Annotated in this window: 19 protein-coding genes and 1 pseudogene; 16 read left to right on the forward strand and 4 right to left on the reverse strand. The window is 73.6% G+C overall.

The window, feature by feature from the left end; all coding sequences use genetic code 11:
- Positions 1 to 1185 (reverse strand): annotated as a pseudogene (locus tag D0D15_RS10670) (S9 family peptidase); the annotation flags it as partial.
- Between the two features lie 76 nt (positions 1186 to 1261).
- On the opposite strand from D0D15_RS10670, the gene D0D15_RS10675 reads away from it, so the two are divergent.
- The 11 genes from D0D15_RS10675 (at position 1262) to D0D15_RS10720 (ending at position 6707) form a co-directional block, all read left to right on the forward strand.
- Positions 1262 to 1840 carry a DUF3090 domain-containing protein gene (locus D0D15_RS10675; protein ID WP_020417938.1) on the forward strand — a complete coding sequence of 193 codons (579 nt, stop codon included), beginning with the start codon at positions 1262 to 1264 and terminating at the stop codon, positions 1838 to 1840.
- Between the two features lie 2 nt (positions 1841 to 1842).
- Complete coding sequence (locus tag D0D15_RS10680; protein WP_338024585.1) at positions 1843 to 2646, forward strand: SCO1664 family protein; 804 nt, start codon at positions 1843 to 1845, stop codon at positions 2644 to 2646.
- A gap of 132 nt (positions 2647 to 2778) precedes the next feature.
- Positions 2779 to 3342 (forward strand): RNA polymerase sigma factor, encoded by a 564-nt coding sequence (locus D0D15_RS10685; protein ID WP_094003013.1) that lies wholly within the window; start codon positions 2779 to 2781, stop codon positions 3340 to 3342.
- Positions 3333 to 3887: a hypothetical protein gene (locus D0D15_RS10690; protein ID WP_094003012.1), complete on the forward strand. Its 555-nt coding sequence runs from the start codon at positions 3333 to 3335 to the stop codon at positions 3885 to 3887. Before D0D15_RS10685 ends, D0D15_RS10690 begins: the two co-directional genes overlap by 10 nt.
- A 12-nt stretch (positions 3888 to 3899) precedes the next feature.
- Positions 3900 to 4253 (forward strand): Asp23/Gls24 family envelope stress response protein, encoded by a 354-nt coding sequence (locus D0D15_RS10695; RefSeq protein ID WP_094003011.1) that lies wholly within the window; start codon positions 3900 to 3902, stop codon positions 4251 to 4253.
- A complete protein-coding gene (locus D0D15_RS10700; RefSeq protein WP_094003010.1) occupies positions 4250 to 4546 on the forward strand; it encodes a hypothetical protein in 297 nt (98 codons plus the stop codon). Before D0D15_RS10695 ends, D0D15_RS10700 begins: the two co-directional genes overlap by 4 nt.
- Before the next feature lie 58 nt (positions 4547 to 4604).
- The gene (locus D0D15_RS10705) at positions 4605 to 5057 is read left to right on the forward strand and encodes an Asp23/Gls24 family envelope stress response protein (RefSeq protein WP_094003009.1); all 453 of its coding nucleotides are present in this window, start codon (positions 4605 to 4607) and stop codon (positions 5055 to 5057) included.
- Position 5058: 1 nt separating this feature from the next.
- Entirely contained in the window at positions 5059 to 5235 is a 177-nt protein-coding gene (locus D0D15_RS36280; protein WP_094003008.1) for a hypothetical protein, read from the forward strand.
- A 4-nt stretch (positions 5236 to 5239) separates the two neighbouring features.
- Positions 5240 to 5611: an Asp23/Gls24 family envelope stress response protein gene (locus D0D15_RS10710; RefSeq protein WP_094003007.1), complete on the forward strand. Its 372-nt coding sequence runs from the start codon at positions 5240 to 5242 to the stop codon at positions 5609 to 5611.
- Positions 5608 to 6138 carry a DUF6286 domain-containing protein gene (locus D0D15_RS10715; RefSeq protein ID WP_094003006.1) on the forward strand — a complete coding sequence of 177 codons (531 nt, stop codon included), beginning with the start codon at positions 5608 to 5610 and terminating at the stop codon, positions 6136 to 6138. Before D0D15_RS10710 ends, D0D15_RS10715 begins: the two co-directional genes overlap by 4 nt.
- A complete protein-coding gene (locus D0D15_RS10720) occupies positions 6135 to 6707 on the forward strand; it encodes an alkaline shock response membrane anchor protein AmaP (RefSeq protein WP_094003005.1) in 573 nt (190 codons plus the stop codon). Before D0D15_RS10715 ends, D0D15_RS10720 begins: the two co-directional genes overlap by 4 nt.
- On the opposite strand, the gene D0D15_RS10725 is transcribed toward D0D15_RS10720, so the two are convergent.
- The gene (locus tag D0D15_RS10725; protein ID WP_094003004.1) at positions 6704 to 7084 is read right to left on the reverse strand and encodes a winged helix-turn-helix transcriptional regulator; all 381 of its coding nucleotides are present in this window, start codon (positions 7082 to 7084) and stop codon (positions 6704 to 6706) included. The genes D0D15_RS10720 and D0D15_RS10725 overlap by 4 nt on opposite strands.
- A gap of 199 nt (positions 7085 to 7283) precedes the next feature.
- Here D0D15_RS10725 and D0D15_RS10730 point away from each other — a divergent pair, with 199 nt between their 5' ends.
- The 4 genes from D0D15_RS10730 (at position 7284) to D0D15_RS10745 (ending at position 11446) form a co-directional block, all read left to right on the forward strand.
- Complete coding sequence (locus D0D15_RS10730) at positions 7284 to 8747, forward strand: DHA2 family efflux MFS transporter permease subunit (RefSeq protein ID WP_094003138.1); 1464 nt, start codon at positions 7284 to 7286, stop codon at positions 8745 to 8747.
- On the forward strand, positions 8728 to 9537 hold the full coding sequence (locus tag D0D15_RS10735) for a DUF3097 domain-containing protein (protein WP_094003003.1): 810 nt from the start codon (positions 8728 to 8730) through the stop codon (positions 9535 to 9537). Before D0D15_RS10730 ends, D0D15_RS10735 begins: the two co-directional genes overlap by 20 nt.
- A 75-nt stretch (positions 9538 to 9612) precedes the next feature.
- A complete protein-coding gene (locus tag D0D15_RS10740) occupies positions 9613 to 10044 on the forward strand; it encodes an NfeD family protein (RefSeq protein WP_094003002.1) in 432 nt (143 codons plus the stop codon).
- A gap of 28 nt (positions 10045 to 10072) precedes the next feature.
- Positions 10073 to 11446, forward strand: a complete 1374-nt coding sequence (locus D0D15_RS10745; RefSeq protein ID WP_094003001.1) for an SPFH domain-containing protein — start codon at positions 10073 to 10075, stop codon at positions 11444 to 11446.
- On the opposite strand, the gene D0D15_RS10750 is transcribed toward D0D15_RS10745, so the two are convergent.
- Positions 11380 to 11946 carry a helix-turn-helix domain-containing protein gene (locus D0D15_RS10750; RefSeq protein ID WP_233157012.1) on the reverse strand — a complete coding sequence of 189 codons (567 nt, stop codon included), beginning with the start codon at positions 11944 to 11946 and terminating at the stop codon, positions 11380 to 11382. The two genes, D0D15_RS10745 and D0D15_RS10750, sit on opposite strands and share 67 nt — an antisense overlap.
- Positions 11947 to 11984: 38 nt before the next feature.
- On the opposite strand from D0D15_RS10750, the gene D0D15_RS35890 reads away from it, so the two are divergent.
- Entirely contained in the window at positions 11985 to 12242 is a 258-nt protein-coding gene (locus D0D15_RS35890) for a hypothetical protein (protein WP_158224378.1), read from the forward strand.
- Between the two features lie 97 nt (positions 12243 to 12339).
- Here D0D15_RS35890 and D0D15_RS10760 read toward each other — a convergent pair whose 3' ends face one another.
- Positions 12340 to 13305, reverse strand: coding sequence for a helix-turn-helix domain-containing protein (locus tag D0D15_RS10760; RefSeq protein WP_094002999.1), 966 nt, complete (start codon positions 13303 to 13305; stop codon positions 12340 to 12342).
- Positions 13306 to 13338 lie beyond the last annotated feature (33 nt).

Genomic DNA, 13338 nt, shown 5'->3' on the forward strand with positions numbered 1-13338 from the left:
CGGCAGCTTCAGATGTTTATAAGCGACAGGGTAGACGTAGGCCTGGATCGGCACACCGTCCGGGCCCAGGAACGTCCGCTCCCGCGGCACCGGCACGTACTCCGCCGGCGGCAGCGGGTGGGTGGGCGCGGTCAGCTCGGTCACCGCGCCGCTGTCCAGGTCCACGTGCACGACGGCGCTCTCGTGGCGCGGTCCGGCGGCGATGCCCGCGACCCCGTTCCCGTGCCGGGCCAGCGTGGCCGCCCAGCTGGTCAGGTGCTCCGCGACCGGCGTGACCGTCCCGGCGTGCTCGTCGAGCACGGCCAGCCGCCCCGAGTCGAGCACCGCGTGACGGCCGCCGCCCAGCGGCACGAACCAGTTCGCCCCGATCTTCCACAGCGGCCCGCCCAGCTCGCGCTCGCCCGGGGCGAGCGCCACCGTCGTGCCGTCGAGCCCGATCCGGTGCAGGTTCCACCAGCCGTCCGGGTCCATCAGCGCGAGCAGCGTGCCCGCGTCCGCCCACTCCACCTGACAGACCGACACGCCCGGCCCGCCGGCGAGGACCCGGTGCGGGCCGAACCCGCCGGGCCGCACCTCGGCGACGCACAGCTGCGTGGAGTCCCACGGCATGTCCGGGTGGTCCCAGCCCAGCCACACCGCGTGCCGCCCGTCCGGGGACAGCTGCGGCGCGGTCAGGAAGTGGTGGCTGGCCCCTAGTGACACGACCTCGCCGCCGGACAGCGACACCAGATCGCGGCGGATGTCGGTGCGCCGCGGCCCGGTGCTCGTCTCCCGCACCGCCCACACCGCACCGTCCGGGCCGGGACGCAGATCGCCGAACCGGACACCCTGCGGCACGTGCGGCTCCGGTGTGACCGGAACCACCTCGCCGCTGTCCAGGTCGCGCGCGTGGACCCGCTGGTCGTCCCAGTGGGTGAAGAACAGCGTCCGGCCGATCACCAGCCACGGCCGCCCGCCGTACTCGTGCACCCGGTTCCGCGCGTTCCACGGCGCGGGCAGCATCTCCTCCGCGCCGTCCTGACCAGCGCGGACCAGCGTCAGCCTGCCGCTCTCGGCGGGGCGGGCCTCGGCCCACCAGACGGTGCCGCCGACGACGTCGAGCCACTGCGCGCCACCGCCCGCGGCGGCGACGTCGGCGGCGGAGATGGGGGAGGTCCAGGTGCCGTACGGCGCGGTTTCAGCCACCGCCGCACTCTAACTAAGATGCAAGCGGGGGCGGCGGATGCCGATCATGAAACAGTGGCATAGGGTCGGGGGTGCCATGGCTCGTGTAATCCACGTCTTCCGCCAGCCCGACCGGTTCGTCGCAGGGACCGTCGGGGAACCGGGCGACCGCACTTTCTACCTGCAGGCCACCGAGGACGTCCGCACGGTGAGCGTGACGATCGAGAAGCAGCAGGTGCAGGTGCTCGCCGAACGCCTGTCCTCGCTGCTGGAGGAGATCGTCGCGCGCTTCGGCGCCGAGGTGCCCGAGACCGTGCCCGACGACCTCGTCGACGTCGATCCGCTCGAGGTGCCGGTCGAGGAGGAGTTCCGGGTCGGCACGATGGGCCTGGGCTGGGACGCCGAAACCAGCGCGGTCGTGATCGAGCTGCTCGCGATGACGGAGGGCGAGGTCGACGAGACCGTCGTGCTCGACGACACCGAGGAGGGCCCGGACGCGGTGCGCGTGTTCCTCAGCCCGGCCGCGGCGCGGGCGTTCGCCGAGCGCGCCGACCGGGTGGTGCGGGCCGGACGCAAGCCGTGCCCGCTGTGCGGCGAGCCGCTGGACCCGGAGGGCCACATCTGCCCGCGGCAGAACGGCTACCGGCGCAACACCGACCTGGCCGACGAGAGCTAGACGTGGCCCCACCGGTCGGCCCCGCCGATCCTCACGCCAGGGAGTTGCTGACCCGCGGCCGCCTGACCGTCGAAGGCCGCCTGGTCGACGCCTCCAACGTCACCCTGTTCTGCTCGGTGGAGCTGGACGGCCTCGCCGCGCAGGCGGTGTACAAGCCGGTGTCCGGGGAGCGGCCGCTGTGGGACTTCCCGGACGGCACGCTGGCCGGCCGCGAGGTCGCCACCGCCCTGCTGTCCGAGGCGGCCGGGCTGGGCAGGGTGCCGCCGACCGTGCTGCGCGACGGGCCGTTCGGCGAGGGCATGGTGCAGCTGTGGGTGGAGACCGGCGACGAGGAGCTGATCGACGTCCGGTCCCCGAAGGACGTGCCGGACGACTGGCGCATCGTGCTGCACGCCCACGACCGGTCCGGGGAGCCCGCGGTGCTCGCGCACGCCGACCACCCGGGCATGCGGGACCTGGCGGTGCTGGACATCATCGCCAACAACACCGACCGCAAGGGCGGCCACGTCCTGGTCGGCACGGACGGCACCGTGTACGGCGTCGACCACGGCATCTGCCTGCACGCCGAGCCCAAGCTGCGCACGGTGCTGTGGGGCTGGGTGGGCGACCCGCTGCCCGGCGAGACCCTGGACAAGCTGCGCGCCCTCCCGGAGAAGATCCGCGGCGACCTGGGCGAGCAGCTCGCGCCGCACCTGACGAAGCTGGAGATCAGCGCGATCGCCGAACGCGCCGAGATGCTCGTGGCGACCGGCGTGTTCCCCGAACCCGGCGACGACTGGCGCGCCATCCCCTGGCCGCTGTTCTGACCGCAGCCACCAATCCGGTGACCGCCCTCACCCGAATTCGTGACGGGCCGGTGCGTGAGCTTCCGCCCTGCCCGGTGTCTGGGCTACTGAAGCGAGTGTGAACCCGGGGAGGCTGTGCATGGGCGGGACGCGGTGACGGCCGGGACCCACCTCGGCGAGGTCCTGGACGACCCGACGCTGGTCGCGCGGGCGCGCGACGGTGACGTGCGCGCCTACGAGGAGCTGGTGCGCCGCTACCAGGGCCGCATGTACCGGCTGGCGCTGCGGATGCTGGGCAGCGCCGGGGACGCCGAGGACGTGGTGCAGGAGGTGTTCCTGACCGTGTGGCGGCGGCTGGAGCAGCTCGCCGACGACCGGGCGTTCGTCGGCTGGCTCTACCGGTCGGTCACGAACCGGTGCCTCAACGTCATCCGCGCCCGCCGTCCGGTCACCGACGTCGACCCGGACGACACCGAGACCCGCCGCGGCGACGCCCGGCCCGAGCGCGCCGCCGAGGTGAGCGCCCAGATGGCCGCCCTGACCACCGCGCTGGCCGGGCTGACGCCGGAGCAGCGGGCCTGCTGGCTGCTGCGCGAGGTGCACGGCCGGTCCTACGAGGAGATCGCGGAGGCCGTGTCGACCTCGCCCACCGCGGTCCGCGGGCGCATCGCGCGAGCCCGTGCGCAACTGGCGGAGGTGATGCAGCCATGGCGCTAGACCAGACCACCCACGACCTGCCCTGCGGCCGGTCGCTGGAGGACGTGTGGGACCGCCTCGACGCGGTCACCGACCACGACCTGACCTGCCCGCACTGCTCGACCGCGCGCGGCAGCCTGCTCGCCCTGCGGGAGGCGACCCGCGAGCTGGCGGCGGAGGAGACCGAGCCCTCGCGGGACCTGACCGAGCGGATCATGTCCGCGGTCCGCGCCGACGTGCGGCGCCACCGCGGCATGGTGCCGCTGTCCGCGCCGGAGCCCGGCACGCTCGAGGTGAGCGAGCAGGCGGTCGCGGCCGTGCTGCGGTTCGCCGCCGACGAGATGGACGGCGTCCGCGCCCGCCGCTGCCGGGTCACCACCGCCGGGCTGGACGCCGACGGGCGGACGCGGATCGAGGCCGAGCTGACGATCGCCACCGCCTACCGCGACGACCTCGCCGACGTGCTGACGCGGCTGCGGGACCGGGTCGGCGCCGCGTGCTCGTCCGGGATCGGGGTGCGGCTGGTGCGGCTGGATCTGACGGTCGACGACTTCTACGACCGGTGAGAGGGGGAACTGGTGCACGTCGAGTGGATCGTCGAGGACGCTGTGGTGGCGTCGGTGGCCGCGCACGCCGCGCGGTCGGTGCCGGGCGTGGCCCGGCTGGAGCCGGGTGTGGCGGGGCTGGTGCGCGGCTGGGGCCGCACCCGGTGGCAGCAGGTCAAGGGGCTCACGCCGGCGCCCGCGGACGGGGTGAGCGTCCGGCGCGCCGGGGACGACGTCGAGGTGTGGGTGGGCATCGCCACCCGCGCCGGGGCGCAGGCGGCCGCGGTCGCCAGGGCGGTGCAGCGCGAGGTGCGCGCCCGGCTGACCAGGGACACCGGGGTGCGGCCCGGTCAGGTGTCGGTGACCGTGCTGGACATCGAACGATGACCCCGCGCGCCGAGCGGGTCGAGGCGATCCTGACCGCGTTGTCCGAAGTGGACGGCCTGCGCCCGGCCGCGCCGGCGGTGCGGCCGGTGGCGTCGTGGAACCCGGCCGCGCTGGCGGTCGACCTGACCCCGGAACTCGTGCGGGTGCGCCTGGTCGCCACCGCGCTGCCGCTGCCGCCGCGGCTGCGGCTGGCCGGGGACGCGGTGGCGAAGGCCCTGGTGGGAAGTGCTTACGCGGACGCGGACATCCGGCTCGTGGTGACCGATGTGGACGGATCCGCGTTCGGCGCGTGACGTTGCCGCGGCAGCGGTGTCGGAGAAGTGGGAACACCAACCGGAAAGGGGACGAACGATGAGCAGTGGAACCGAGGAGAAGGCCACCGCGGTGCGCAAGGCGCCGGAGAGCTCGCTGGTGACCAGCCAGGGCACCACCACGATCGCGAGCACGGTGGTGCAGAAGATCGCCGGGCTGGCGGCGCGGGAGATCCCGGGCGTGTACGACCTGGGCGGCGGCGCGGCGCGGGCGTTCAACGCGCTGCGCGAGCGCATCCCGGGCGCCAGCGGCAGCGTCGGCCAGGGCGTGTCGGTCGAGGTCGGGGAGAAGCAGGCCGCGGTGGACCTGCAGATCGTGGTCGAGTACGGGGTGCCCATCGCCGACCTGGCGCAGGCGGTGCGGGCCAACGCGATCGGCGCGATCGAGCAGATGACCGGCCTGGAGGTCGTCGAGGTCAACATCACCGTCAACGACGTCCACCTGCCCGGCGACGACGAGCCCGGCGACGGCGCGGCCGCGCGGGTGCAGTGACATGAACGCCACGATCGCCGGTCTGCTGACCGGGCTCGTGCTCGGCCTGGCGGCCGCGTTCGGCGGGTTCGGCGCGTTCCTGATCGTCGCCGTGCTGGGCGGGCTGGGCCTGCTGGCGGGCCGGGTGCTGGACGGCAAGCTCGACCTGTCCCAGTTGACCGGCCGCGAGCGGAGGTGAGCCGGTGACCGTCGAAGCGCCGGAGCGGCGCGGCACCACGGTCGTGGCCGACCGGGCGGTGCAGCGCATCGCCGAGCAGGTGATCAGCGGGCTGGAGGGCGTGGGCGGGTCCGCCCGCCGGGTGCTCGGGGTCGCCCTGGGCACCGGCGATCCGGAGCAGCCGGCCAACGTCACCGCGCGGGTGCGGGACGGCCGGGTCAGCCTGGCCGTGGAACTCTCGGTCGGCTACCCGGCCCCGATCGCCCGCACCACGCGGGCGGCGCGGGAACGGCTGGTCCGGAAGGTCGGCGAGCTGACCGGGCTGGTCGTGGAGCGGGTGGACATCACGGTGACCGCCCTGCACAGCGACCGGTCGCGGGAGAGGAGCGTGGCATGATCCGCCGGTCCCGGCGCAGCCTCGCGGCCACGCTGGTGGCACTGGCCGGGCTGATCGCGTGTGCGCTGGTGGCGACCAGCGCGGTGCAGCTCCTGCTGGGTGAGCGGCCGGTGCTGGACTACGACGCCGTCGCCGCCCGGCTGCACGCCACCCGCTGGGAAGCGCTTCCCGTGGCGATCGGCGGGGGCGTGCTGGCCGCGGTGGGACTGGTGGTGCTGCTGGCGGCGGTGCTGCCCGGCCGCGCGCTCGTGCTGCCCCTGTCGGGGGGAGGCAGCGCGCCCGTCAAGGCCGGCGCGAGCCGCCGCAGCATCACCGGCAGCCTGCGCTCGGCGGCCGAGTCGGCCGACGGGGTGGAGGCGGCGAAGGTGCGGCTGAGGTGGCGCAGCGTCACCGCGAAGGTGCGTGGCAGCCGGCTGGCCGCGGACGACGTGGCCACCCAGGTGCGGCGGGCGATGGAGGACCAGCTGGACCGCATCGCCCCGGCCCGGCGGCCGCGGGTGAAGGTGCGCGTGAGGAGCACGGCATGACCAGCCTGAACCGTCCCGCCCGGCTCAACCGGGCCCTGCTCGCGCTGACCGGGCTCGTCCTGCTCGCCGCGGGCGGGTTCGCCCTGGCCACCTCGCTCGGCTGGCTGCGGCTGCTCGGCCGCGACCAGCCGCTGGTGCCGGGCGACGACCGGCCCGCGACGTGGGTGCTGTACGTGACCGTGGTCGTCGCGGTGGTGCTGGGGCTGCTGTTCCTGCGGTGGCTGGCCGCGCAGGTGATGCGCCGCCCGAAGACGCAGACCTGGCGGCTGGAGGACGATCCGGCCCGTGGCGTCACGAAGCTGGCGGCGGACGCGGCGGTCGCGCCGTTCGAGTCGGAGATCGCGGCGTACCCGCAGGTGCGCTCGGCGGACGCGACGCTGTCCGGCGCGCCGGACCGGCCCACGCTGCTGGTGACGGTGACCGCCGAGCCGGGCACGGACCTGACGGCACTGCGGGAGCACATCGTCACCGACGGCGTGGCGCGGTTGCGGCAGGCGCTGGACCTGACGGAGCTGCCGACGGTGATCGAGTTCCGCATCGCCGCCGAGGCGGCCGCGCGGGTGATCTAGGCGATCGCCGCGGGTTGCTGGGCGTCGTAGGCGTGGCGGGCCGCGGCGATCTCGACCCGGTACTTCTCCGCCCACGACGTCAGGCCGAGCAGCGTCTGATGCAGCTCGCGCGCCATGTCGGTGAGCGTGTACTCCACGCGCGGCGGCACCGTGGGGTACACGGTGCGCACCAGCAGCCCGTCGCGCTCCAGCTTGCGCAGCGTCAGCGTCAGCATGCGGCGGCTGATGCCCTCCACCTCGCGCTCCAGCTCGGTGAAGCGGACCGGGCCGTGCGCGGCGGTGACCAGGATGCCGATCGCCCACTTGCCGGCGACGTGATCGAGGACCTCGACGATCGGGCACGCCTCGGTGACCGGGGAAGCGGTGTCAGCAGCCATACCCCGATGGTTCCACGTCCGCCCCTCGGTTACCACCCGTTCTCCATGGGGATCGTGACCCGCATCACAGCACCACCGGCGGGACCAGGAGTGGTACATCGGTGTTCCTCTGGCACAGGGAACTGCCTTCTTCCGGCCACGGTTACGGGCTCACATGATGGCCCCAGTAACAAATCGTGCCCCTTTGGAGGTCAAGGCCATGTCCCTCGATCAGCCCGCAGGACGGTCGCGGTGGCTCGCGCTCGCCGTGCTGTCCGCGCAGACGCTGATGATCGTGCTCGACCAGACGATCGTGAACGTCGCCCTGCCCGCCATCCGCGACGACCTCGGCTTCACGCCGTCGAACCTGTCCTGGGTCATCAACGCCTACCTGATCCCCTTCGGCGGGCTGCTGCTGCTCGCCGGGCGCCTCGGTGACCTGGCCGGCCGCCGCCGCGTCTTCCTCGCCGGGATGGTCGTGTTCACGCTGGCCTCGCTGCTGGCCGGGCTCGCCTGGAACCCGGAAACCCTGATGGCCGCGCGGTTCCTGCAGGGCGCCGGCGGCGCCGCCTCGACCGCGGTCGCGCTGGGCATGGTCGTCCGGCTGTTCCCGGAACCGGCGGAACGCGCGAAGGCGCTGGGCACGTTCAGCTTCGTGCAGGCCGCGGGCGGCTCGATCGGCAGCATCGCCGGCGGTGTGCTCACCCAGGCGCTGAGCTGGCACTGGATCTTCCTGATCAACCTGCCGATCGGCCTGGTCGCCGGTGCGGTCGCGGTGCGGGTACTGGAGAACGACCGCGGCCTCGGGCTGCGCGCCGGCGCCGACTGGCTGGGCGCCGCGCTGGTGACCGCCGCGCTGATGCTCGGCGTCTACACCATCGTCGAGGTGGAGTCCCACGGCTGGGCCTCGGCGCACACGCTCGGCTTCGGCGCCCTGTCGCTGGTGCTGCTGGCCGCGTTCGGCGTCCGCCAGGCCCGCACCCGGGACCCGCTGCTGCCGCTGCGGATCTTCGCCTCGCGTGGCCTGTCCGGCGCGAACCTGACGATGGCGCTGCTGGTGTCGGCGATGTTCGGGTTCCAGTTCCTGGTCGTGCTCTACATGCGGCAGGTGCTGGGCCTGAGCGCGCAGGCGACCGGGCTGGCGATGGTCCCGATCGCGGGATCGATCGCGGTGGTGTCGCTGGTGGTCTCGCCGCGGCTGTCCACCCGCTTCGGCGACTACAAGGTGCTGCTGGCCGGGCTGGCGCTGATCGGCGCCGGGCTCGCCTGGCTGGCCCGGGTGCCCGCCGACGGCGGCTACGCCACCGACGTGCTCGGGCCGACCGTGGCGATGGGCGTCGGGTTCGGCCTGGCCATGCCCGCGCTGATGGGACTGGGCATGCGCGACGCCGCCGCCGAGGACACCGGCCTGGCCTCCGGCCTGTTCAACACCACACAGCAGGTGGCGGGCGCGCTGGGGCTGTCGGTGCTGGCGGTGCTCGCCGCGACCCGCACCGAGTCGCTGACCGGGGTGCGCCCGGAGGAGGCGCTCACCTCCGGCTACCACCTCGCCTTCTGGGTGGGCACCGGTCTCGTGGCGGCCGCCTTCGCCGCGGCCGCGCTGATGCTGCGCCCCGGCGTGGCGGCGCGACGAACCGGTGAATCCGGCGCTACCGTCGCGGATCGTGCGCTCCCACAGCTATGACGACATCCTCGCCGGCCCGCGCAGACGCAAGATCCCCGAGGTCGTGGCGGAGCGCGGGCTGGTGGTCGAGGAACCGGGAAGCGGTTTCTGCGGCGCGGTGGTCCGGTTCGAGCACGGGAACGTGGTGCTGGAGGACCGCCACGGCCGCCACCGCGTGTTCCCCCTGGCACCCGCCGGGTTCCTGCTCGAAGGCAAGCCGGTGACGCTGGTACGGCCGAAGGCCGCGCCGCCGTCACCGGCTTCGGCGCGTTCGGCGTCGGGGTCGGTGAAGGTGCGGGGGCTGCGGGCCCGCACCGCGCGCGACTCGCGCATCTGGGTCGAGGGCAAGCACGACGCCGAACTCGTGGAACGCGTGTGGGGGCACGACCTGCGCGTCGAGGGCGTCGTCGTGGAGCCGCTGGACGGCGTGGACGTGCTGGCCGAAGCGATCGAGGAGTTCGGCACCGGTCCCGGGCGGCGGCTGGGTGTCCTGGTCGACCACCTGGTGCCGGGCAGCAAGGAATCCCGCCTGGTGAACGCGATCCGCGACCAGCACGTGCTGGTCACCGGCCACCCCTACGTCGACGTGTGGCAGGCGGTGAAGCCGTCCGCGGTCGGCATCCGCCAGTGGCCCTCGGTGCCGCGCGGCACGCCGTGGAAGGAGGGCGTGTGCGCGGCGCTGGGCTGGGGCGAGACCTACGAGGGCTGGCAGCGCGTGCTGGCCGCGGTGAGCAGCTACCGCGACCTGGAGACGCCGCTGATCGGCGCCGTCGAGCGGCTGATCGACTTCGTGACCGACCCGGAAGGCTGAATCCGGCAGGTCACACCGAGATCACTTCGGGTCGTCCGCTGGTCGCGAGCGGTCACTTTCTGCCACGATGGGCGCATGACACCGGCGCTCGTCTGGCTGATCGTCGCCATCGTCCTGATGGCCGCCGAAGTGCTGTCCGGCGACTTCTTCCTGCTGATGCTCGGCCTCGGCGCGTTGTTCGGGGCCGGCGCGGCCCTGATCACCGGCAACATCGTCATCGACGCGGTCGTGTTCGCGGTCGCGTCCGGGGCGCTGATCCTCCTGGCCCGGCCCGCGCTCAAGCGCCGGTTCCTGACCGGGACGGGTCACCGCACCAACACCGAGGCCCTGATCGGCGCCAGGGCCGTGGTCGTGTCCGTTGTGGACGGCGACTCCGGGCGTGTCAAGCTGGCCGGCGACGTGTGGTCCGCACGGTCCGTCGCCGACGGTCAGCGAATCGAACCCGGCACGACCGTGACCGTGGTAGAGATAGCGGGCGCCACGGCCGTGGTGGCGCCCGAGCCGTAACCACAACCCACATACCGGGAGAGCGATCTTGGGAACCGCAGCGATCATTGTTGTCGCGGTCATCGCCCTGTTCGTGATCGTGACGATCGCGAAGGCGATCATGGTGGTCCCGCAGGCCCAGGCCGCGGTGATCGAGCGGCTGGGCAGATTCAAGTCGGTCGCCTCGCCCGGCCTGAACTTCCTGGTGCCGTTCCTGGACAAGGTGCGGGCCCGCATCGACCTGCGCGAGCAGGTCGTGTCGTTCCCGCCGCAGCCGGTGATCACCGAGGACAACCTGACGGTGTCGATCGACACGGTCGTCTACTTCCAGGTGACCGACGCGCGCGCCGCGGTGTACGAGATCTCCAACTACATCGTCGGTGTCGAGCAGCTGACCACCACGACGCTGCGCAACGTGGTCGGCGGCATGACGCTGGAGCAGGCGCTGACCTCCCGCGACCAGATCAACAACCAGCTGCGTGGCGTGCTCGACGACGCCACCGGCCGGTGGGGCATCCGGGTGGCGCGGGTCGAGCTGAAGGCGATCGACCCGCCGCCGTCCATCCAGGACTCGATGGAGAAGCAGATGCGCGCCGACCGGGAGAAGCGCGCGATGATCCTCAACGCCGAAGGTCAGCGGGAAGCGCAGATCAAGACCGCGGAGGGGCAGAAGCAGTCGCAGATCCTCGCGGCGGAGGGCGCCAAGCAGGCCACGATCATGGCGGCCGAGGCGGAGCGGCAGTCGCGGATCCTGCGGGCGCAGGGTGAACGCGCGGCCCGGTACCTGCAGGCGCAGGGCCAGGCCAAGGCGATCGAGAAGGTGTTCGCGGCGGTGAAGGCGGGCAAGCCGACGCCGGAGGTGCTGGCTTACCAGTACCTGCAGACGCTGCCGCAGATGGCGCAGGGCGACGCGAACAAGGTGTGGCTGGTGCCCAGCGACTACGGCAACGCGCTGCAGCAGTTCGCCCGCGCGTTCGCCAAGCAGGACGCCGACGGCGTGTTCCGGTACGAGCCGGCCGAGACCGACGGCGCCGAGCCGCCCACCCTGGACGACGAGGAGGTCGCCAGCTGGTTCGACACCTCCACGGACCCGCGGATCGCCGAGGCGGTGCGCGAGGCCGAGGCGGTGGCGCGCCAGGAGGTGCCCGGGCCGCTGTCGCACCAGCCGCAGCCGCCGGCTCCGCAGGCGACCAGCGCGCTGCGCGGCACCCCGGTGACCGAGGAGGCGCAGGAGGCCCCGGCGGCCGAACCGCCCGTCCAGCCGGAACCGCCCGCGCTGTCCCCGCCGACGACGCCGCAGTTCCCCGCGGCCGGCGGACAGCAGGGCCAGCTGCCGACCCGCAGCCCGGGCCAGCACTACGGCACCCCGCCACGGCCCCCGTACCCGCCGCAGCAGCCGCCACCCGCGGCGCCGCAGCAGTAGGCGCTTTCCGAGGGGCCGCACCGGATCCGGTGCGGCCCCTTTTGCTTCTCGGTCGCGGCCGGGGTGCGCATCCCCACCAGGACGGCGGGCACGGACAGGGAACCGATGAGCTGGCGGGTGCTGTGGCAGGCCCGCGCGGGTGCCGCCGTGCGCGGGCGAGCCGGGGCGGGCCGGGCGAGGTTGTGCAGGTAGTCCCGCTGGTCGTCGGTCAGTTCCAGCGCCCTGGCCAGCGGCTCGAGGACCGCCTCCGACGCCTGGTGGCTCTGCCCTTGTTCCAGTCGCGTGTAGCAGGTGACGCTCACGCCCGCGAGCTGGGCCAGTTCCTCCCGGCGGAGCCCGGGAACGCGCCGCGCCCCGTACGAGGCGATCCCGACGTCTGTGGGACCGGCGGGGTCGCGCTCTTCGGCCTGCAGATCGCCGCGGCGCACGGTGCCGAGGTCATCGTCGTCTCCGGCGACGACGCCAAGCTCGCCCGCGCCGAGGACCTGGGCCCCACCCACGGGGTCAACCGAATCATCCGGGGGACTGGGTGGAGGCCGTGTACGAACTCACCCGGGATCGCGGAGCCGACCACATCCTGGAGACCGTCGGCTGCCACCACCTCGCCCGCTCGATCGAGGCAGCCGCGGTCGGCGGGCACATTTCCCTGATCGCCATCCTGGACGGCTACGAGATCTCCGGCCCGTCGCCCACCTGGGGCGCAAGAAGCTGCGCATCGACGGCCTGCAGGCCGGGTATCGGCGGGCGCTGGAGGGCCTCGTCCGCGCGGCCGATCACCTCGCGCTCCGCCCCGTGATCGCGGCCGAGTACGCCCTGTCCGATCTCCCGTCCGCGCTCGCCCACCTCGACCGCGGCGCCTTCGGCGAGGTCGAGGTCCGCACCGCCTGATCCGCCTACCCGGCTGCGGCCGACGGCGTGCGGAACGCCTCCCGGTAGGCGCTGGGCGTCGTGCCGATCGTGCGCGTGAAGTGGCGTCGCAGGGTGGCCGCGGTGCCCGTGCCGACCCGCGCGGCGATGTGCTCCAGCGGCGCGTCGGTGTCCTCCAGGAGGCGTTGCGCCTGCCGGATCCGTTCCAGGTGCAGCCAGTGCAGCGGCGTCAGGCCGGTCGTCGCGCGGAACAGCCGCGTCAGGTGGCGGGGGCTGACGTGGAACCGCGCGGCGAGGGTCGCCACCGTGATCGGCTGGTGGAGGTTCGCGCGCGCCCAGTCCAGCAGCGTGCCCAGGCCGTGCCCGTCCGCGGCGGGCACCGGCGTCTCGATGTACTGGGCCTGGCCGCCCTGCCGGTGCGGGGGAGCGACCAGCCGCCGCGCGACCGCGTTGGCCACCTCGGACCCGAGGTCGCAGCGCAGCATGTGCAGGCACAGGTCGAGCCCGGCGGCCTTGCCCGCCGACGTCAGGATCTGCCCGTTGTCGACGTAGAGCACGTCGGCCACGACCTCGACCGCGGGAAACTCGCGCGCCAGGCGCCCGGCGTGCAACCAGTGCGTGGTGGCCCGCAGCCCGTCGAGCAGGCCGGCCTCGGCGAGCGTGAACGCCCCCGTGCAGATCGACGCGATCCGCGCGCCGTTGCGGTGCGCCTCCCGCAGCAGCGACGCCAGCGCGGGCGACGACGGGGCGGAGGAGTCCTGCAGCGGCGGCACGATCACGGTGTCGAGATCCACCAGGCCCTCCAGCGGGGCGGTGCCGGACCCGCTGACCTGGAGCCAGCCGTCACCGACGTGCGCCCCGGACTCGGCGCACACCACGAACTCGTACCACGGATCGTGCACCTCCGGTCGCGGCGTGCCGAAGACCGAACACGGCGCCCCCAGCTCGAACAGCGAGGTGCCCTCGACGACCACGACGCCCACCCTGGTCATGTCCCAAACTGTACGGCACGTGTCGTTCGGGAC

Origin of the sequence: Amycolatopsis thermalba, assembly GCF_003385215.1 — a bacterium.
Taxonomy (GTDB): domain Bacteria; phylum Actinomycetota; class Actinomycetes; order Mycobacteriales; family Pseudonocardiaceae; genus Amycolatopsis_E; species Amycolatopsis_E thermalba.

Coding starts and splice junctions, on each gene's coding strand:
- D0D15_RS10675 (WP_020417938.1), top strand. CDS start 1,262: ATGGCTCGTGTAATCCACGTCTTCCGCCAGCCCGACCGGTTCGTCGCA.
- D0D15_RS10690 (WP_094003012.1), top strand. CDS start 3,333: ATGGCGCTAGACCAGACCACCCACGACCTGCCCTGCGGCCGGTCGCTG.
- D0D15_RS10700 (WP_094003010.1), top strand. CDS start 4,250: ATGACCCCGCGCGCCGAGCGGGTCGAGGCGATCCTGACCGCGTTGTCC.
- D0D15_RS10705 (WP_094003009.1), top strand. CDS start 4,605: ATGAGCAGTGGAACCGAGGAGAAGGCCACCGCGGTGCGCAAGGCGCCG.
- D0D15_RS36280 (WP_094003008.1), top strand. CDS start 5,059: ATGAACGCCACGATCGCCGGTCTGCTGACCGGGCTCGTGCTCGGCCTG.
- D0D15_RS10715 (WP_094003006.1), top strand. CDS start 5,608: ATGATCCGCCGGTCCCGGCGCAGCCTCGCGGCCACGCTGGTGGCACTG.
- D0D15_RS10720 (WP_094003005.1), top strand. CDS start 6,135: ATGACCAGCCTGAACCGTCCCGCCCGGCTCAACCGGGCCCTGCTCGCG.
- D0D15_RS10725 (WP_094003004.1), bottom strand. CDS start 7,084: ATGGCTGCTGACACCGCTTCCCCGGTCACCGAGGCGTGCCCGATCGTC.
- D0D15_RS10730 (WP_094003138.1), top strand. CDS start 7,284: ATGTCCCTCGATCAGCCCGCAGGACGGTCGCGGTGGCTCGCGCTCGCC.
- D0D15_RS10740 (WP_094003002.1), top strand. CDS start 9,613: ATGACACCGGCGCTCGTCTGGCTGATCGTCGCCATCGTCCTGATGGCC.
- D0D15_RS10760 (WP_094002999.1), bottom strand. CDS start 13,305: ATGACCAGGGTGGGCGTCGTGGTCGTCGAGGGCACCTCGCTGTTCGAG.